The sequence below is a fragment of the Pseudomonas sp. GM25 genome, from assembly GCF_000282255.1.
In the GTDB taxonomy this organism is placed as follows: Bacteria; Pseudomonadota; Gammaproteobacteria; order Pseudomonadales; family Pseudomonadaceae; genus Aquipseudomonas; species Aquipseudomonas aphyarum.
The window spans coordinates 1-18,436 of record NZ_AKJQ01000079.1; the positions used below are offsets into that span (position 1 = coordinate 1).

Here is an 18,436-nt window from a genome sequence, read left to right on the forward strand (position 1 = left end):
ACCTATTTCAGGACTAGACAGTCAGCGCAACTTGACCGCCGTACCGGTCGCAAACACCACAACCATGCCACCCTTCCCTGCCGGCATGCTGATCTCGAAATCCACCCCGACCACCGCATCCGCCTGCAAGGCCCGCGCGCGCTCCTTGATCTCGTCAGTCGCCTGAACACGCGCCTCCTTCAATGCCCGCTCCAGTGTCTGCGAACGCCCGCCGAAAAAGTCCCGCATGCCCGCGAACATATCGCGAATCACATTCACGCCCTGCACCGACTCGGCACTGACGATGTCCAGATACGCCGTAATCTGCCGGCCTTCGATGGAATGGGTGGTGGAAATGATCATGGAGGTCGTCCTTTTACATGCCGGATAAAACCGCGATTGTAATGCCATGGCAAAGGGAAGCCGAATCCGTCTCTGTGACCAAAAGAATCCGGGCACCAGAATGCACAAAACCCCTGGCTTCTTTCGAAACCAGGGGTTTTGTTTACATCGAATTTGGCGGTGAAGGAGAGATTCGAACTCTCGATACAGTTTCCTGTATACACACTTTCCAGGCGTGCTCCTTAAGCCACTCGGACACTTCACCGTATCTCTTCAAACATGTTCTGTCTGTCGAGGCGCGCTAATGTAGTCGAAAGCTTTTCTGATGGCAAACTTTTTTTCAGAATTTTCATGCGGTTAAGAGAAAAAGTCGCTTCCACCTTCTAGGGGCCATGGCAATCCGGCCAATCTTGGGTGGGCGCGGCCCTTCTATATAGGTGCGCAGGCGTCAGGCGCGGGGCGTGTTGCAGCGCATCGGCCGGTAAACGGTGACTGGCGGGTCAGTCACAGTGCTTTACCTGACCGGCGACGGTGGGTAACGTCTGCCCATCTTTCTTATAAGGAATTGCGCCATGAGCGACCTGATTGCCTACCACCTCGAAGACGGTATCGCGACCCTGACCCTGAGCAACGGCAAGGTCAACGCCATTTCCCCGGACGTGATCGCGGCCTTCAACGCGGCGCTGGATCAGGCGGTGGCGGATCGCGCCATTGTGATCATCACCGGTCAGCCGGGCATTCTCTCTGGCGGCTATGACCTGAAAGTGATGACCGCTGGCCCTAAAGAAGCCGTTTCCCTGGTGACCGCCGGTTCGACCCTGGCTCGTCGCCTGTTGTCGCACCCGTTCCCGGTGATCGTTGCTTGCCCGGGGCATGCCGTGGCCAAAGGCGCGTTCATTCTGTTGTCCGCCGACTACCGCATCGGTGTCGCCGGCCCGTTCAGCATTGGTCTGAACGAAGTGCAGATCGGCATGACCATGCACCACGCCGGCATCGAGCTGGCCCGTGATCGCCTGCGTCGCTCGGCCTTCCACCGCTCGGTGATCAACGGCGAGATGTTTGATCCGCAAAGCGCAGTGGATGCCGGCTTCCTCGACAAAGTGGTCGCGGCCGAAGAACTGCAAGGCGCCGCCCTTGCCGCCGCGCGTCAGTTGAAGAAGATCAACATGACCGCACACAAGAACACCAAGCTGAAAGTGCGCAAGGCGCTGCTGGAAACCCTGGACAACGCCATCATCCAGGATCAGGAGCATCTCGGCTGATACCCGGCTCGCACCGCTTCAGAAAAGCCCGACCGTCGTGTCGGGCTTTTTCTTGCACGCCCCGTTGAAAACTCCGCAGCAGCTCTAGGACGCCTCTGACCAACAAGTCGGAAACATGCGCTTAAACATCGCCCATCTCCGGACTCTATAGCGGCAATTGCCGAAAACAGTGCACATCCGTACACTGCGCCACCTTTTGTCCCGATGGGCCTGAAAATGCTGTTTGTGTTTCGTATGTTATTGATGGGCCTGCACTTTATTCTGGCGGGGATCCTCGGAGTGATCCTCGGCCTGTGCCGCCCGTTCAATCCGGACAACAGTCGCCTGTGCGCCCGTCTCTATGCACTGCCAGCGATGTGTATTTTGCGTCTGCGAGTGAAGGCCGATGTCGGCCCGTTGATGAACAAGCCCGACAGCTGCGTGATTATCGCCAACCATCAGTCCAACTACGACCTGTTCGTGTTCGGCAACGTGGTGCCGCGTCGTACCGTGTGCATCGGCAAAAAGAGCCTGAAGTGGGTGCCGCTGTTCGGGCAGCTGTTCTGGCTGGCGGGCAATGTGTTGATCGATCGTGGGAACGCGCACAAGGCGCGCCAGTCGATGCTGACCACCACCGACACCTTGCAGCACAAAGACACCTCGATCTGGGTGTTCCCGGAAGGCACCCGCAACCTGGGTGAAGAACTGCTGCCATTCAAGAAAGGCGCGTTCCAGATGGCCATTGCCGCCGGGGTGCCGATCGTTCCGGTGTGTGTCAGCAGCTACATCAAGCACATGCGTCTGAATCGCTGGCACAGCGGGAAAATTCTCATACGCTCGCTGCCGGCAATTCCTACCGCCGGCCTGACCATGGACGACATGCCCATGCTCATCAACCAATGCCGCGAGCAGATGCGCGAATGCATCGATGCGATGGATCGGCAACTGCAAGCCGCGTGAAAAAGAAGCCCGCCCTGTGCGGGTTTTCTTTTGCCCGGTGAACTGTGCAGATTTCACTGACTCTCAAGCAGCGACACGGCTAAGCTGAAGCCATGTCTCCCCTGCCATCTGCCAAGAAGAAGTGAATCACCACCATGGGTCGAGTTGTTGCTGCTGCGGTTTACAGCGCCGGTAAGAAAGTCACCAATATTTCCCTCGACGAAGGCGCGGCCTGGGCCGCCAAGACCGGCCACTTCGTCTGGATCGGCCTCGAAGAGCCGAACGCCCAGGAACTCTCCAACCTGCAACGCCAGTTCAACCTGCACGAACTGGCCATTGAAGATGCCCTGGAAAAGCACAGCCGGCCGAAACTGGAAACCTTCGGCGACGCGCTGTTTATCGTCACCTACTCGCCGGTGCGCGAACACGGCATCCTGCAATTCATCGAAACCCACATCTTCGCCGGCAAGGGCTACATCATCACCGCCCGCAACGGCCACTCGGCGTCCTACGCCCATGTCCGTCAACGCTGTGAGGCGCGGCCACTCTTGCTGGAACACGGGGAAGATTTCGTACTGTATGCGCTGCTGGATTTCGTGATCGAAAACTATCAGCCAGTGGGCGAAGCGATCCACGCCGAGATCGATGAACTGGAACGCAACGTGTTGTGCAGCGCATTGAATGAATACGACATCCAGAAGCTGCACGGCCTGCGTCGCGACGTCCTGCGCCTGCGCCGTTACGCCGCGCCGATGGTGGAAATCGGCGAGGAGCTGCAGAAGCTGAGCTTCCCCTTCATCGACAAGAACATGCGCCCGTACTTTCGCGACGTGCAGATCCACGTGAACCGGCAGATGGAAGATCTGACCACCCTAGCCGACATCGCCAGCCAGACCATCGAAATCGGCGTGCTGCTGGAAGCGTCACGCCAGAGCGTGGTGCAACGCAAATTCGCGGCGTGGGCGGCGATTCTGGCGTTCCCGACGGCGGTGGCGGGGATTTACGGGATGAACTTCCAGAACATGCCGGAGCTGAGCTGGCACTACGGCTATTTCGGCGTACTGGGCTTTATTACGGTCGGCTGCGTGAGCCTGTGGGCGAGCTTCAAGAAATCCGGCTGGCTGTAAGAAAAAACGCCCCCGTGCAAAACACGGGGGCGCCTGGATTCAAGCAGCGGTCGGCTTGTGTGCCACGAAACGCATCATCCATTCCGCAACGGTGGTGCCGTGGTGCTGATGCTCCAGGCTGGCCACACCCTTGCTGTACACCTGCTCGCCCAGCGCTTCCTGACGCAGATCCAGCAGCGCCCGCGAGTAGTCGTGGATGAATTCCGGATGCCCCTGGAAGCACAGCACCTGATCGTTGATGTGGTACGCGGCGAACGGGCAAAAATCACTGGAAGCAATCACCGTCGCGTTCTCCGGCAACGCCGTGACTTGATCCTGGTGACTGATCAAAAGCGTCAGCTCTTCACGCACCGGGCTCATCCACGGCGCCTTGGCCGCCAGTTTGTAATTGTGGATGCCAACACCCCAGCCTTGCGTGGCGCGCTCGCTCTTGCCGCCCAGCAGCAGCGCCAGCAGTTGATGGCCGAAGCACACGCCGAGCAGTTTGTCGCCGCGCTCATAGCGGGTCAGCAGGTATTGCTTGAGGGTCTGGATCCACGGGTCGGTACCGAACGAGTCGGCCTTGCTGCCAGTGACCAGGTACGCATCGAAGGTCAGGTCATCACTCGGATAGTCGCCCTGCATCACGTTGTACACCGTGAACTCGGCGGCGATCGGCTGTTGCGAGAACAGGCGCTGGAACATCTGCCCGTAACCCTGATATTCATCGACCAGTTCCGGACGCAGGATGTCGGTTTCCAGAATGCAGATGCGTAACGACATAAAAAATACCTGACACGTGATGGGAATAATGCACACCCCAGAGCCTGCCTTGAAACCACCCGGCAAGGCAAGCCCCGAAATGCGTCCCCGCCCCGTTAGAACAACTCGCCCTTCGCGGCTTTTTCCAGCAGCAGCGCAGGCGGTGCGAAACGCTCGCCGTACTGTTCAGCCAGGTACTGTGCCCGCGCGACAAAGTCCTTCACGCCATATTGATTGATGAACTGCAACGCACCGCCCGTCCAGGCCGCAAAACCGATGCCGAAGATCGAGCCGACGTTGGCGTCCGCCGTCGACGTCAGCACGCCCTCCTCCACACAACGCACGGTTTCGATGGCCTGCACGAACAGCAGTCGATCACGCACATCCTTCGGCGATATCTGCCCGTCGGCTTTCTCGAAACGGGTTTTCAGCTCGGGCCACAGATGTTTCTGCCCACCTGCCGGGTACTCATAAAAACCGCCTCCCGCTGCCTTGCCCGGCCGCTTGTATTCGTTGAGCAGCAAGTCAATCACGGCGAACGCCGGGTGCTCAATCAGCGGTTTCCCTTCTGCTTGAAGGTCTTTGGCCGTTTGCTGACGGATATGGCTCATCAGGCTGAGGGAAACTTCGTCAGAGATCGCCAGCGGCCCGACAGGCATGCCGGCCTTGCGCGCTTCAGTCTCGATCATCGGCGCGCTGACGCCCTCACCCAGCATCGCAATGCCTTCATTGGTAAAGGTGCCGAATACTCGCGACGTGAAGAAGCCGCGACTGTCGTTGACCACAATCGGGGTTTTCTTGATTTGCAGTACGAAATCGAACCCGCGTGCGAGGGTTTCGTCGCTGGTTTGCGCGCCTTTGATGATTTCCACCAGCGGCATCTTTTCCACCGGGCTGAAGAAGTGCAGGCCGATGAACTTGCTTTGATCCGGCACTGCGGTCGCCAAGCCAGTGATGGGCAAGGTCGATGTGTTGGAAGCAATCACAGCGTCGGCGCCAACCACCTGTTGCGCTGCTGCCGAGACCTTGGCCTTGAGTTGACGATCTTCGAACACCGCTTCGATGATCAGATCGCAACCTGCCAGATCGGCGTCACTTTCAGTGGTCTGGATACGCGCAAGCACTACTTCACGCTGCTGCGCAGTCATCTGCCCGCGAGCAACTTTCTTGTCCAGCAGCGCCGCCGAATGCGCCTTGCCCTTTTCCGCAGCCGCAAGGTTGATGTCCTTGAGCACCACGTCGATCCCGGCCACTGCGCTGACATAGGCGATCCCGGCGCCCATCATGCCTGCGCCGAGTACGCCCACGCGTTTCGTCACATAAGGCGCAAAACCCTGCGGCCGCGAACCGCCGGCATTGATTTCATTAAGCTGGAACCAGAAGGTGCCGATCAGGTTTTTCGAGATCTGGCCGGTGGTCAGTTCGGTGAAGTAGCGGGTTTCGATCAGGTGCGCCGTGTCGAAATCCACCTGCGCGCCTTCCACCGCCGCACACAGAATCTTCTCCGGCGCCGGCAACGTGCCCTGGGTTTTGGTGCGCAGGATCGACGGCGCAATCGCCAGCATCTGCGCGACTTTCGGATTGGATGGCGTGCCGCCGGGAATCTGATAACCCTTCACATCCCAACGCTGCACGGCCGCAGGATTGGCCAGAATCCAGGCCCGGGCCTTGGCCAGCAATTCATCGCGATCCGCCGCCAGCTCATCGATCAATCCGGCCTGCACCGCCTGCTGCGGACGGACTTTTTTGCCTTCGAGCAGATACGGCAAAGCCTTTTCGATGCCAAGCATGCGCACCATGCGCACTACGCCACCGCCACCCGGCAACAGGCCGAGGGTCACTTCCGGCAAACCGAGTTGCACCGACGCATCGTCCAGCGCCACCCGGTGGTGGCAGGCCAGGCAGATTTCCCAGCCGCCGCCGAGCGCCGCGCCGTTGATCGCCGCGACCACCGGTTTGCCGAGGGTTTCCAGGGTGCGCAACTGGCCCTTGAGGGTCAGCACCATGTCGTAGAAAGCCTTGGCTTCGGGCTTGCCGACCTTGATCAGTTCATTCAGGTCGCCGCCGGCGAAGAAGGTTTTCTTGGCCGAGGTGATGATCACCCCGGCGATGTCATCTTTTTCCGCCTGCAAACGGGCGACGCTTTCGGCCATGGCTTCGCGGTACACCGCGTTCATGGTGTTGGCGCTCTGGCCCGGCATGTCGATGGTCAGGAGGACGATGCCGTCCTGGCCTTTTTCGTAACGAATGGCTTGGGTCATGACAGGATTCCTTGGGGTCAGAGGCGTTCGATGATGGTGGCGATGCCCATGCCGCCGCCGACGCACAGCGTCGCGAGGCCGTAGCGCAGGCGCCGGGCTTCCAGTTCATCGAGCAAGGTGCCGAGGATCGCGCAACCGGTGGCGCCCAGCGGGTGGCCCATGGCGATCGAGCCGCCATTGACGTTGACCTTGTCCGGGTCGACGACCATGTCCTTGATGAATTTCAGCACCACCGAGGCGAACGCCTCGTTGACCTCGAACAGGTCAATGTCTTCCACCCGCAGCCCGGCCTTGGCCAGCGCCTTGCGAGTGGCCGGCGCCGGGCCGGTGAGCATGATGGTCGGGTCGGTGCTGGTGACCGCCGTGGCGACAATCCGCGCCCGAGGTTGCAGACCCAACGCGCGCCCCTTGGCCTCGGAGCCGATCAGCATCAGCGCCGCGCCGTCGACGATCCCCGAGCTGTTGCCCGGCGTGTGCACATGATTGATTCGTTCGACATGGCTGTAGACCCGCAACGCCGTAGCGTCGAAGCCCATCTGGCCGATCATCTCGAAGCTCGGCTTGAGTTTTCCCAGACCTTCAAGAGTCGACTCGGCGCGAATGAATTCATCGTGATCAAGCAGGATGATGCCGTTCTGGTCCTGCACCGGCACCAACGACTTGTTGAACGAACCGTCGGCCCGGGCGCGGGCAGCTTTCTGTTGCGAGTGCAGCGCGTAGGCATCGACGTCCTGCCGGCTGAAGCCTTCAAGGGTGGCGATCAGGTCGGCGCCGACGCCTTGTGGCGTGAAATGGCTGTGCAGGTTGGTCTGCGGGTCCAGCGCCCAGGCACCGCCGTCGCTGCCCATCGGCACACGGGACATGGATTCGACGCCGCCGACCACCACCAGGTCTTCGAACCCGGAGCGCACTTTCATCGCTCCGAGGTTCACCGCTTCCAGCCCCGAGGCGCAGAAGCGGTTGATCTGCACGCCCGCGACGCTGACGTCCCAATTGGCCACCTGCACGGCGGTCTTGGCGATGTCGGAGCCCTGATCGCCAATCGGCGTGACGCAACCGAGCACCACGTCATCGACCTGGCTGGTGTCCAGCGCGGTGCGCGCTTGCAAAGCGGTCAGCAGCCCGGCCACCAGGTTCACCGGTTTGACGCTGTGCAGCGATCCGTCGGCCTTGCCCTTGCCACGGGGCGTGCGTAACGCGTCGAAAATCAAAGCTTGGGTCATGACGTCCTCGAACCTGTGCGGTGAGTGAAATTCGTGCTGTCACTGTTGTCTTCGCAGGCCATGGATTCAATGACCACAGCGCTCAATGACGTTGACGCGCACGCTCAGACGGACGGTCATCCGTGTCTTGGTTAACCGGTTCAGGTGCGCGAGCTGTCTAGCAAACGGGCGGCAAAGAAGCTGGCAATTGGCCTCATGCCTTTTTAATCGCGACAGGTAGCAAATACATACGAAATGGATCTAAGCCAAGCGTGACGCGGGCCCTAAGGTGAAGATGTACGTCGTTGTCGTCGGGTTTTGCCGAGACAGGCGTTCGCTACAGGAAGTGCAGCGCTTGCCGTCATGGATATGCAGGCAGGCATCAGGAAATAACAAAAAAGGCGGTCAAGCCATGTTCAAACAACCGAAAGTACGGCAAGCAGGGCTCATTCTTTTCGCCACGACGCTGTTGTTGATTCTACCGAACCTGACCAAGGTCATCGGCTGATTCAAGCGGCAGGTATTGTTTATCGCCACTGAAAATGTGACTGGCCCGCTACCCGGGCCAGCGTGGCTGTGCCAACCTTTGCGCACTTCCACGACACGGACGGCGATCACTTGAAAACGCTCATTCTGTTCGGGGCCATGCTGCTGAGCATGCCCCTGTCTGCCGCGCAGCTGAACCTGGAGCTGGGCGCGAACAGCCGCACCTGGCAGACCGAGGAATTGCTCAAACATCCTCAGGTACAAACCCTCACGGTCAAGAATGATGTGTCCTACAAGAAGGACATGACTTATCGCGCCGTGCCGATGGCCGCGCTGCTGACCGGCATCAAACCGGACGATCACCTGCAAGCGGTAGCGCTGGACGGCTTTGCCGCAGAGCTGTCCGCCGCACCGCTACTGAACAACAAGGGTTCACGCGCCTGGCTCGCCATCGAAGATCCGGCGCAGCCCTGGCCGCCGCTGTCGGAAGGCAAGCACAGCGCCGGGCCGTTCTATCTGGTGTGGACCGATCCGCAGGCCGGCAATATCAGCCCGGAACAATGGCCATTCGAAGTGGCGAGCATCAAGCGCATGGCGCCGGTGGCCGAGCGCTTCCCTGCCCTGCTGCCGGATCCTGCGTTGAAGGCCGATGACCCGGTGAATCAGGGGTTTGCGCTGTTCCAGAAGAACTGCCTGGCGTGCCATCGCCTGAATGGCGCGGGGGATGCTCAGTTCGGGCCGGATCTGAATATTCCGTACAATCCGACCGAATACTTCGGCGCGGATTTTCTCAAGCGCTATATCCGCGATCCGCAGAGTCTGCGTCAGTGGCCGCAGGCGAAGATGCCGGGGTTTTCCGCCGAAGTGTTGCCTGATGCGGATCTGCAGAAACTGATCGGGTATTTGCAGCACATGGCCGGGCGCAAGGTTGCGCCCGCCAAGTAAGCCAACTACGCCGCTTACTGCTGTTGCACCGAGATGATTGGCGCTGGTGTCGGCGACACCAGCACTTTCGCGTGCATCTGCTCTGAACCACCGCCCCGGCGCATGCCGCGCACCGGGCAGGCATCGAGGTAATCCAGACCCACCGCCAGTTTCAGGTGCCGCTCCGGCCGCGCCAGTTCATTGGTCACGTCAAAGCTGTACCACGCGTCATCGATCCAGGCTTCGGCCCAGGCGTGACTGGCCAGATGCTCGCAATCCTCGCTGTACAGATAACCCGACACATACCGCGACGGCACACCGAGGCTGCGCGCACAGGCCAGAAACGCGTGGGCATGATCCTGGCAAACACCCGCCCGCCCGGCAAACGCCTCGGCGGCACTGGTATCGACTTCGGTGGCGCCCGGTTTGTAGGTCATGTGCTGGTTAAGCCCATGCATCAGGTCGATCAGTGCATTGCGGTCCCGGCGCTGTTTGCAGGACTTCTCGGCAAACGCCCGCAGCGCCTCGTCAGCCTCGGTCAGCCGGGTGAAACGCAGGAACGGCAGCGCCGACTGACTCTCGTGCTCCGCCTCGCGCAACTCGTCGATATCGACCTGCCCCCGGGCGCCGATGATGATCGCTTCGTGGGGCTCGTCCATGGTCAGCACATGCAGGATGTTGCCGAACGGATCGAGCTGGGCGCGCACCGGGCGCGGCAGGTCGAGCTGCCAGCTCAGCACATGCTGACGCTCGCTGTCGTGGGGTGTCAGGCGCAGGTACTGGATGCTCGCGCGCACCTGATCTTCGTAGTGATAGGTGGTCTCGTGGCTGATGGAAAGTCTCATGCGGCCTCCAGGTAGGAACTGTGAATGGCGTTACCCAACTGGCGCACCAGCGGGATGAACTCGGTGAGCCAGGCGTGCAGCCCTTCCTCGAGAATTTCTTGAATGCCGGTGTAGCGCAGACGCGCGTCCATTTCCGCCGCCAGTCGTTGTGCAGGGCGACCGTTGGCCCCCGGCAGTTGCGCCAGAATCTGGTCAATCTCCTCGGTGCACGCCCGCAGCGAACGCGGCACGTCGGCCCGCAGCAACAGCAACTCGGCCACATGCCGGGCGCCGGGCGCATCGCGATAGATCTCGGTGTAGGCCTCGAACGATGACAGCGCCCGCAACAGCGCACTCCACTGGTAATAGGCGTGAGCGGTGCCGTCGCTGACCGCTTCGGCCTGATCGCCGGCCATCTCGTAACGAGCATCGAGCAGGCGCAAGGTGTTGTCCGCCCGCTCGATGAACGTACCCAGGCGAATGAAACGAAACGCGTCGTTGCGCATGATGGTGCCGTAGGACGCGCCCCGAAACAGGTGCGAACGCTCCTTGATCCACTCGCAGAAGCGACTCATGCCATAACGGCTGAGGCCCTGGTTGGCGATCCCGCGAATCTCCAGCCAGGTGGCGTTGATGTTCTCCCACATGTCAGCGGTGATTCGTCCTCGCACCGCATGGGCGCTGGCCCGTGCCGCACCTAGGCAGCTGTAGATGCTCGCCGGGTTGGCCGCGTCGAGGGCGAAGAAGTGCAGCAAGCGCTCGGCATGCAGCTCGCCGTGACGTTCCAGGTAATCGTCCAGCGTGCCGGTGATCAGCAACGGCATCGCCAGTTCATGCAGACCGTCGCCACGGCCGTCCTGCGGCATCAGCGACAGCGAATAGCTGACATCGAGCATCCGTGCGAGGTTTTCCGCCCGCTCCAGGTAACGCGACATCCAGTACAGATCCGAGGCAGTTCTACTTAACATGGCAGGCTTCCTTCAATCCTCGACCACCCAGGTGTCCTTGGTTCCGCCGCCCTGGGATGAATTCACCACCAGAGAGCCTTCACGCAGGGCGACACGGGTCAAACCGCCGGGCACGACCCGGGTTTCGCGACCGGACAATACGAACGGGCGCAGGTCGATATGGCGCGGCGCAATGCCGTTTTCGACAAAGGTCGGACAGGTCGACAGCGACAGCGTCGGTTGCGCGATGTACGCGTGGGGCTTGGCCTTGATCCGCTCGCGGAACGCATCGATTTCCGCGGTCGTCGCCGCCGGCCCCACGAGCATTCCGTAACCGCCGGAGCCCTGGGTTTCCTTGACCACCAGATCCGGAAGATTGGCCAGGACATGGGAAAGTTCAGACGGATTGCGGCATTGCCAGGTCGGCACGTTCTTCAGGATCGGCTCTTCGTCGAGGTAGAAACGGATCATCTCGGTAACGAACGGATACACCGATTTATCGTCCGCGACGCCGGTGCCGATGGCATTGGCCAGCACCACGTTGCCGGAGCGATACGACGACAACAGCCCCGGCACACCGAGCATCGAATCCGGGCGGAAGGCCAGCGGATCGAGGAACGCATCGTCGAGGCGGCGGTAGATCACGTCCACCGCTTTCGGGCCGTCGGTGGTGCGCATGAAGACTTTGTCGTCGCGCACGAACAGATCGGCGCCTTCAACCAGTTCCACGCCCATTTCCCGGGCGAGAAACGCATGCTCGAAAAACGCGCTGTTGAACCGTCCCGGTGTCAGCACCACCACACTCGGGTCGTCGATCGGGCTAGAGCTTTTCAGGGTGTCGAGCAGCAGGTTCGGGTAATGGTCGATCGGGGCAATGCGCTGGGCCGCGAACAGTTCGGGGAACAGGCGCATCATCATCTTGCGGTCTTCGAGCATGTAGCTCACGCCGCTCGGCGTGCGCAGGTTGTCCTCGAGCACGTAATACGTGCCGTCGCCGTCGCGCACCAAATCGACGCCAGAGATGTGCGAATAGATACCGCGGTGCAGATCCAGCCCCTGCATCGCCAACTGGTACTGCTCGTTGGCCAGCACCTGTTCGGCGGGAATGATCCCGGCCTTGATGATGCGTTGCTCGTGGTAAAGGTCGGCGAGGAACATGTTCAACGCCTTGACCCGCTGAATGCAGCCGCGCTCGACGATCCGCCACTCGCTGGCGGGAATGCTGCGCGGAATGGTGTCGAAGGGAATCAGGCGTTCTGTCCCTTGCTCGTCCCCGTAGAGCGTGAAAGTGATCCCGGCACGATGGAACAGCAGATCGGCCTCGCGTCGCCGCTGGGCCAGCAGTTCATCAGGCGTATCGGCCAGCCAGCGGGCAAACTCCCGGTAATGCGGGCGAACCTGGCCGCCGGCATCGTACATTTCATCAAAATAGGTGCGGATCATGCCGTACTCCTTGTCACCCCGGACATACAGGCCTTCGCAAGGCCCGTGCCATCGGCATAAACGCTTTGATTTCAATCGGTTGGATATTCACGCCACACACACCGCACCATTCCTGTGCGGCAAATGCCCCAACCTGATCGCCCCCGCTTCATTGCGACGCAGTCCCGTCGCCTATCACCAGCATAGTCAGAGTTGATTTCACTGCCCGGTGCCGGCTGCGGATAATCCGCGCATCTGCTGCAAAAACGTCGCTGACGAAGTACGCAGCCTCACTGATCCGGCTTGCCTCGGCAGCCCTCCCGGCCGTAACCCTGACCGGTTTCCTCTCCTTCCGGTCTTCCCTTTCAGCCACCTTTTCAGGTGGCTTTTTTTTGCGCCGGTTTCTTGTTTCAGGGTTTTGCCATGCGCTTTCGGGGCGGCAGAAACGACAACGGCCGACCCGAAGGTCAGCCGTAGCTCGACATGTTGCGAGAGTGATCAGTTCAAACGGTGCCGGTTGCGGATCTCCTGTTTCACGCCCCAGCCTTCGATGATGCCGCCCAAGGGCTCGACCACCGCCGAAAAACCCTGCTCGAAATCGCCAATGTCGTCGTAGGTTGCGTACATCACCTTGCTCAATTCCAGAGACCAGGCGCCGTCGTCGCGCGCACTGACCTGGGCATTGATGGATTCACCGCGAAATTTGCCTGCCGCCCTGCGCGCCCGCTCCTCGTCCGGGAAAATGGCGTAGAACTCGATGGGATGGAATCGGGAAAAATCGAAACCGCCTTCTTTCATGCGGCGCAGCACGCTGCTGCTGATGTCTTCTTGATAGGCTGTGCTCATGAATCGTCCCCCTCGCATAGATGGATAGACTTTCCGTATTCCCTGCACTGGCCCAACGGGCCCGGGTGCTTACGGCAACCGCGTTGCCGGCGGGAAACAAGCATGTAGCTGACAAGACCAGACCTTAGCGATCCGTTCGCTGATCTCGCTTGCAGAGTAGCCCCAAGATAGAGCCGCTGCCAAGGCCTGGTACATGAAGAAAATGAAGATTCAGATTGGGGTGATGCTGCGGATTTCGATGCTGTTCTGGGTTTTCAGGCTTTTCACGCCGGCATCGGCGGTGCGCCCTTCCAGATCGTTCAGGTCAAGCTCGGCGGCGACTGGCAGGAGTCGTTCCTTGATGAGGCGGGCTGCCCGTTCATGGCTGGGGCATTCCTCGCACTCGAAGACTTCGTCGATCGTTTCACCATGATCGTCCACGAAAGTGACTTTCCACTTTGACATCGGAGCCTCCTCGATCAAACCCGCAAATGGGCTTACACCTATCTCGACTTTTGTCAGGATTGATCGTTCAAAAGGTTTACACCGATGCAACATGAAAAAAGCCGAGGCCGGTGTGTTTTCACACACCGGCCTCGGCTTTTTCTGACCCGCGAACGATCAGTCGTTACTTGGCTTGTTCACCGCTTGCAGCACGTATTGCGGCAAGGCGAAGGCGCCGATGTGGATTTCCGGGTTGTAGTAGCGGGTGACGATGCCGCTGCCGATGAAGCGCTGTTGCAGGACTTCGCGGCTCAGCTTGCGGTAGGCCGGGTTGGTCGAGCCCCAGGCGAAGGTCATCGAACCGCCGATGTAGGTCGGTACTGCCGCCTGATAGAAGTGCCAGTCCGGGAACAGGCTGCGCAGGCGACCGGCAGTGGTTTTCACTTCTTCGATCTGCATGAACGGCGTGCCGTTCTGGGTCACGAGGATGCCGCCCTCGTTCAGGCAGCGGTGGCAGGCCTGGTAGAAGTTTTCCGAGAACAGCACTTCGCCCGGGCCAATCGGGTCGGTGGAGTCGGAAATGATCACGTCGAACTTTTCAGTGGTGGTCGCGACGAAACGCATGCCGTCGTCGATCACCAGGTTCAGGCGTGGATCGTCGTAGGCGCCCTTGGAGTGGTTCGGCAGGAATTCCTTGCACATGTCGACCACGGTGCCGTCGATCTCGACCATGGTGATGTGCTCGACGCTGGCGTGTTTGGTCACTTCGCGCAGCATGCCGCCGTCGCCGCCGCCGATGATCAGCACGCGCTTGGCGGTGCCGTGGGCGAGGATCGGCACGTGGGTGAGCATTTCGTGGTAAATGAATTCATCGGCTTCGGTGGTCTGGATCACGCCGTCCAGCGCCATCACCCGGCCCATGCGCGGGTTCTGGAAAATCACCAGGTGCTGGTGTTCGGTGCGCACTTCGTGCAGCAGTTTTTCCATGCGAAAACGCTGGCCGTAGCCTTCGTAGAGGGTTTCCAGGTATTCGCTGGTCTTGGTGACGGTCATGGTGAAGTGCTCCGATGAATGCGCGGGCGCCAATCGTCAGGTTCGATTGCCCGGGAAAGGCGCGCATTCTACGTTGCCGAAGATGACAGGTCGAACCTCAGTTCATCGGCCCGACCCGATCAGGCTGCGAACGGTCAGATCCGCACATTGCCCCGCGGCCCGGCAATCGCCCAGATGATCAGGCCCAGCACCGGCAGGAGGATGATCAGTAGCACCCAGAGGATTTTCATCCCGGTCTCGGCGCCGCTTTTCAGCACATTGATGATCGCCCAGATGTCGAGCGCAAGAATGATCAGGCCGACCAGGCCGTTGAACGTGGAACCCATGGTGTCGCTCCAGAATAGTGGCATGCACTTTTAGGATAGACGGTCGCGCACAGGGTTCCCTTTTATTGCGTTCAGACGTGAACGGCGACCTTCAGGGCTTCCAGCGACGGCGCGGCGGCAATGCCGGCTTCGGCGCACAGTTCCAGCACGCGCGGTACGTCGTTGCCGTAGACCAGCACTACTTGCAGCTCGTCGTCGAGCAGTTGGCTGAAGTTCATCAGGGTGTAACCGCCGTTTTCCTTGTTCAGGCTGCTCATCTGCACCTGGATGCGGTTGAGCGCAGTCAGCGCCTCGGTCTTGGCCAGTTGCTTGGGCTTGAGGTTGAACTCGACGCCCGGGCCGAACGAGGCAACGATCTGCGCGAACAGGTCAGCGTAGGTGTCAGCCTGGAACAGCACGGTCTCTGGCAGGCTGCCGACCACGACCCACTCGCCCAGCGGAATCGGGAAAGTGTCGTCGTAGTTGATGTCCGGGTTGGCGGTCAGAAAAGCGTCGGCATCGGCGTAGGCCTGTGCCGCTTCGTCAGCGACCTTCAGGATCTCGTCTTCGCCCATGCAGCCGGAGCTGATTTTGCTGATGAGTTCGGCGAGTGCGGCTTTCATGGGGGCGGATCCTGTGGCGAAGGGAATTTTGAGGGCGCGAAGGATAGCGCATTCTCGCCTTCGCCACAGAGCGGGTTCCGGCCAGCGGCTTCAGCCCAGCAGTTTTTCCAGCTGCGCAGTAGTGTCGACAGCGCCCATGGTGCGGGCCGCGTCCAGCGCGGTGATGCCGTTGGCATCCTTGGCTTTCGGATCGGCGCCCTGGTCGATCAGGAAGTCGACGATTTCAACGCGGTTGAACATCGCCGCCATCATCAACGCCGTGCGGCCGTCGAAGGAGGCGCCTTCGATCTGCGCCCCGCCAGCAACCAACGCCTTGACCACCGCCAGATCACCTTTGAACGCGGCGCCGGCAATCGGGCTCTGGCCGTTACCGTTGCGTTGTTCCGGATCGGCCTTGTGCTTGAGCAGCACTTGCACCGCGTCCACATGCCCGTAGTAACTGGCGAGCATCAGCAGGGTGTCGCCCTTGCTGTTGGTCAGGTTCACCGGCAGACCGGCAGTGATCAGGCGATCCAGCATCACCGCATCACCCTCGCGCGCCTTGTTGAATACCTGCTCGGTGAATTCGGCAGCTTCTTCGGAGGTCATCTGGCGGCTTTGGTCGGACATGGGGGCAACTCCACTTTCGGTCAATCGGAAAGCCGATAGTTTCCCGAGCGCGGCGATAGCTGTCATCCCCTTTTTTCAAAGACTGCCGATAGCCAATATCAATAACGGAACTTGCCTGCCCGGATGTCCGCAAGGATTTCATCCGTCACCTGCACGTAGGTTTCGGTCCCCGGCAGCCAGGCGTAAATCGGATCATCCCCCGTCAGGCCGGGATCGAAACCTTCGTTTTTCAGGCGGGTTTTCTGGTATTTGAAGGTGCCGGTGGTTTCCATCTTCACCTTGACCCGCAAGAACAGCGGCACCGCGTAGGCCGGCATGCGCTGGCGGGCGAAGGCCAGCAGCTCGGCGAAATCCAGGGTCGCCAGGGACTCGGCCGGGGTGATCGCCGCCATCCCGGCGCGGCCATTGGTGTTGGGGATTTCCACGCCATAGGCCACCGCTTCGGAAATATGCGGATGCTGCAGTAGCAGGTTCTCGACCTCGGTGGTCGAGACGTTCTCGCCCTTCCAGCGATAGGTGTCGCCGAGGCGATCCACAAACTGCGCGTGACCGAAACCGATGTTGCGCAGCAGATCGCCGGTATTGAAGAAGCGGTCGCCCTTGGTGAACACGTCCTGCAGCACAACCTTGGCGGTTTTCTGTGGGTCGGTGTAGCCATCCAGCGGTGCCTTGTCGTCGATCCGCGCCAGCAACAGGCCTCGCTCGCCCCGGCCGACCTTGCGCATGAACCCGTCAGCGCCGCGAATCGGTTCGCCGCTGTCCTGGTCGTAGGCGACCAGTTCCCAGGCCATCAGCGAGAAGCCGATGGTGTTGTCGAAATTGAGGATGTTGGTGAAGCCGATATTGCCGTCGCTGGCGGCGTAAAGCTCACAGATGTGATCCACGCCGAAGCGGGTCTTGAACTCGGCCCACGCGCCGGGCCGCAGGCCGTTGCCGATCATCTTGCGCACATCGTGACGGCTATCGTCGGCGCTGAGCGGCTGATCCACCAGATACCGGCACAGCTCGCCGACGTAACCAATGGTGGTTGCGCGGTAGCGGCGCACGTCGCTCCAGAACTGCCGGGCGCTGAACTTGCGGCGAATCGCGAAACCCGACGCACCATTGACCGCCGAACCCCAGCACACGCAAAGCCCGGTGGCGTGGTACAGCGGCAAGGTGCAATAAACGATGTCGTCCGGGCGCATGTCGAGGGCGATCATGCCGAAGCTCGCCGAACTGCGCATCCAGCGGCCGTGCTTGAACACCCCGGCCTTGGGCAAACCGGTGGTGCCGGAGGTGTAGATATAAAAACAGGGATCGTCGAAGAAAATCTGCCGGCTACTGGCCGGGTTGTCGCCAGAGGCATCGGCACTGGCGCTGATCAGGTTGATATAACCCTCGGGCGCGATGCCCGGATGGCTGAAGGTATCCTGATCGGCGACGAACCATGCGCGCGCTGCCGGGATCGACACTTGCTCGCGTACCGCCGCAAATGCCGGCAGCAATTCTTCACCGACGACAATCGCCGCCGGCGTCACCAGATTGATGCTGTGAATCAGCGTATCGCGGGTCTGCGAGGTATTGAGCAGCGCGCTGACCGCGCCGACTTTGGCCAGCGCCAGAATCGTCACCAGCAGTTCCGGGCGGTTCTCGATGAACACCGCCACCACATCGCCCTTGCCGATGCCCTGCCCGATCAAATAATAGGCGATGCGGTTGGCCCACTGGTTGACCTGTGAATAACTCAGCACCACCTCGCCCGACAGCAGCGCGGGGCCTTCGGGGTTGCGCAGGGTCGCTTGCTCGAATGTCCAGCCCAGGCCACAGGTTTGGGTCGGATCCTTGACGTTGGCCACCTTCATGCCTTTCACCACCCGGGGGATGGCTTTGGCAATCATCGGCAGTTTGCGGAGCATCATGCCCCAGGTAATCGTGTCGCTCGGCGCGTGGCGCATGGCAGCTCCCGTTCGACCTTGACGTGCAGGCCGGTTTTTTATTGTCGGGCAATCGGGTGAGGCAACCAGCGCTTCTCGAGCGAGGGTCGAGGCCGAAAATACGTCAGGGCTTCGCGGGCTGTACACGCGGTTTTTGCAATGTTTTGTATCCGCCAGCGCTACAAGGCGAAGCGGGATTACGGCCGGCTGAAATGGTTCCATCGGA

General features: G+C 60.6%; 18 protein-coding genes and 1 tRNA gene. 4 read left to right on the plus strand and 15 right to left on the minus strand.

Annotation, left to right across the window (positions count from 1 at the left end; translation table 11 throughout):
- Positions 1-21: 21 nt before the first annotated feature.
- Positions 22-342: a YbjQ family protein gene (locus PMI24_RS27535; RefSeq protein ID WP_007959944.1), complete on the minus strand. Its 321-nt coding sequence runs from the start codon at positions 340-342 to the stop codon at positions 22-24.
- Between the two features lie 154 nt (positions 343-496).
- Positions 497-586, minus strand: a tRNA-Ser gene (locus PMI24_RS27540).
- A gap of 307 nt (positions 587-893) precedes the next feature.
- Here PMI24_RS27540 and PMI24_RS27545 point away from each other — a divergent pair.
- The 3 genes from PMI24_RS27545 to PMI24_RS27555 all read left to right on the plus strand — a co-directional run bounded on the left by PMI24_RS27545 (position 894) and on the right by PMI24_RS27555 (position 3,628).
- Entirely contained in the window at positions 894-1,583 is a 690-nt protein-coding gene (locus PMI24_RS27545) for a crotonase/enoyl-CoA hydratase family protein (RefSeq protein ID WP_007959952.1), read from the plus strand.
- A gap of 216 nt (positions 1,584-1,799) precedes the next feature.
- Positions 1,800-2,522, plus strand: a complete 723-nt coding sequence (locus PMI24_RS27550; RefSeq protein ID WP_045121916.1) for a 1-acylglycerol-3-phosphate O-acyltransferase — start codon at positions 1,800-1,802, stop codon at positions 2,520-2,522.
- A gap of 134 nt (positions 2,523-2,656) precedes the next feature.
- Entirely contained in the window at positions 2,657-3,628 is a 972-nt protein-coding gene (locus tag PMI24_RS27555; RefSeq protein ID WP_007959954.1) for a magnesium and cobalt transport protein CorA, read from the plus strand.
- Positions 3,629-3,667: 39 nt separating this feature from the next.
- On the opposite strand, the gene PMI24_RS27560 is transcribed toward PMI24_RS27555, so the two are convergent.
- The 3 genes from PMI24_RS27560 to PMI24_RS27570 all read right to left on the minus strand — a co-directional run bounded on the left by PMI24_RS27560 (position 3,668) and on the right by PMI24_RS27570 (position 7,853).
- Complete coding sequence (locus PMI24_RS27560; protein WP_007959955.1) at positions 3,668-4,390, minus strand: amidotransferase; 723 nt, start codon at positions 4,388-4,390, stop codon at positions 3,668-3,670.
- A 95-nt stretch (positions 4,391-4,485) separates the two neighbouring features.
- Positions 4,486-6,630, minus strand: a complete 2,145-nt coding sequence (locus PMI24_RS27565; protein ID WP_007959956.1) for a 3-hydroxyacyl-CoA dehydrogenase NAD-binding domain-containing protein — start codon at positions 6,628-6,630, stop codon at positions 4,486-4,488.
- A gap of 17 nt (positions 6,631-6,647) precedes the next feature.
- The gene (locus PMI24_RS27570) at positions 6,648-7,853 is read right to left on the minus strand and encodes an acetyl-CoA C-acetyltransferase (RefSeq protein ID WP_007959957.1); all 1,206 of its coding nucleotides are present in this window, start codon (positions 7,851-7,853) and stop codon (positions 6,648-6,650) included.
- A gap of 624 nt (positions 7,854-8,477) precedes the next feature.
- Between PMI24_RS27570 and PMI24_RS27575 the strand changes: the two genes are divergently transcribed.
- Positions 8,478-9,263, plus strand: a complete 786-nt coding sequence (locus tag PMI24_RS27575) for a c-type cytochrome (RefSeq protein WP_052026255.1) — start codon at positions 8,478-8,480, stop codon at positions 9,261-9,263.
- Between the two features lie 14 nt (positions 9,264-9,277).
- On the opposite strand, the gene PMI24_RS27580 is transcribed toward PMI24_RS27575, so the two are convergent.
- From PMI24_RS27580 to PMI24_RS27630, 10 genes are all read right to left on the minus strand, one after another.
- Positions 9,278-10,087 (minus strand): transglutaminase family protein, encoded by an 810-nt coding sequence (locus tag PMI24_RS27580; protein WP_007959971.1) that lies wholly within the window; start codon positions 10,085-10,087, stop codon positions 9,278-9,280.
- Positions 10,084-11,034, minus strand: a complete 951-nt coding sequence (locus tag PMI24_RS27585; RefSeq protein ID WP_007959974.1) for an alpha-E domain-containing protein — start codon at positions 11,032-11,034, stop codon at positions 10,084-10,086. Before PMI24_RS27585 ends, PMI24_RS27580 begins: the two co-directional genes overlap by 4 nt.
- A gap of 12 nt (positions 11,035-11,046) precedes the next feature.
- Positions 11,047-12,456 (minus strand): circularly permuted type 2 ATP-grasp protein, encoded by a 1,410-nt coding sequence (locus PMI24_RS27590; RefSeq protein WP_007959976.1) that lies wholly within the window; start codon positions 12,454-12,456, stop codon positions 11,047-11,049.
- A gap of 477 nt (positions 12,457-12,933) precedes the next feature.
- Positions 12,934-13,281, minus strand: coding sequence for a ribonuclease E inhibitor RraB (locus tag PMI24_RS27600; RefSeq protein WP_007959978.1), 348 nt, complete (start codon positions 13,279-13,281; stop codon positions 12,934-12,936).
- Between the two features lie 210 nt (positions 13,282-13,491).
- Positions 13,492-13,725, minus strand: a complete 234-nt coding sequence (locus PMI24_RS27605; protein ID WP_007959980.1) for a hypothetical protein — start codon at positions 13,723-13,725, stop codon at positions 13,492-13,494.
- Positions 13,726-13,881: 156 nt separating this feature from the next.
- Positions 13,882-14,757 (minus strand): polyamine aminopropyltransferase, encoded by an 876-nt coding sequence (gene speE, locus PMI24_RS27610; RefSeq protein WP_007959983.1) that lies wholly within the window; start codon positions 14,755-14,757, stop codon positions 13,882-13,884.
- 134 nt (positions 14,758-14,891) lie between these two features.
- On the minus strand, positions 14,892-15,083 hold the full coding sequence (locus PMI24_RS27615) for a PLDc N-terminal domain-containing protein (RefSeq protein WP_007959984.1): 192 nt from the start codon (positions 15,081-15,083) through the stop codon (positions 14,892-14,894).
- Positions 15,084-15,154: 71 nt separating this feature from the next.
- The gene (locus PMI24_RS27620; protein ID WP_007959985.1) at positions 15,155-15,685 is read right to left on the minus strand and encodes a hypothetical protein; all 531 of its coding nucleotides are present in this window, start codon (positions 15,683-15,685) and stop codon (positions 15,155-15,157) included.
- 90 nt (positions 15,686-15,775) lie between these two features.
- Positions 15,776-16,294: an ankyrin repeat domain-containing protein gene (locus PMI24_RS27625; protein ID WP_007959988.1), complete on the minus strand. Its 519-nt coding sequence runs from the start codon at positions 16,292-16,294 to the stop codon at positions 15,776-15,778.
- Between the two features lie 98 nt (positions 16,295-16,392).
- Entirely contained in the window at positions 16,393-18,231 is a 1,839-nt protein-coding gene (locus tag PMI24_RS27630; RefSeq protein WP_007959989.1) for a long-chain-acyl-CoA synthetase, read from the minus strand.
- Positions 18,232-18,436 lie beyond the last annotated feature (205 nt).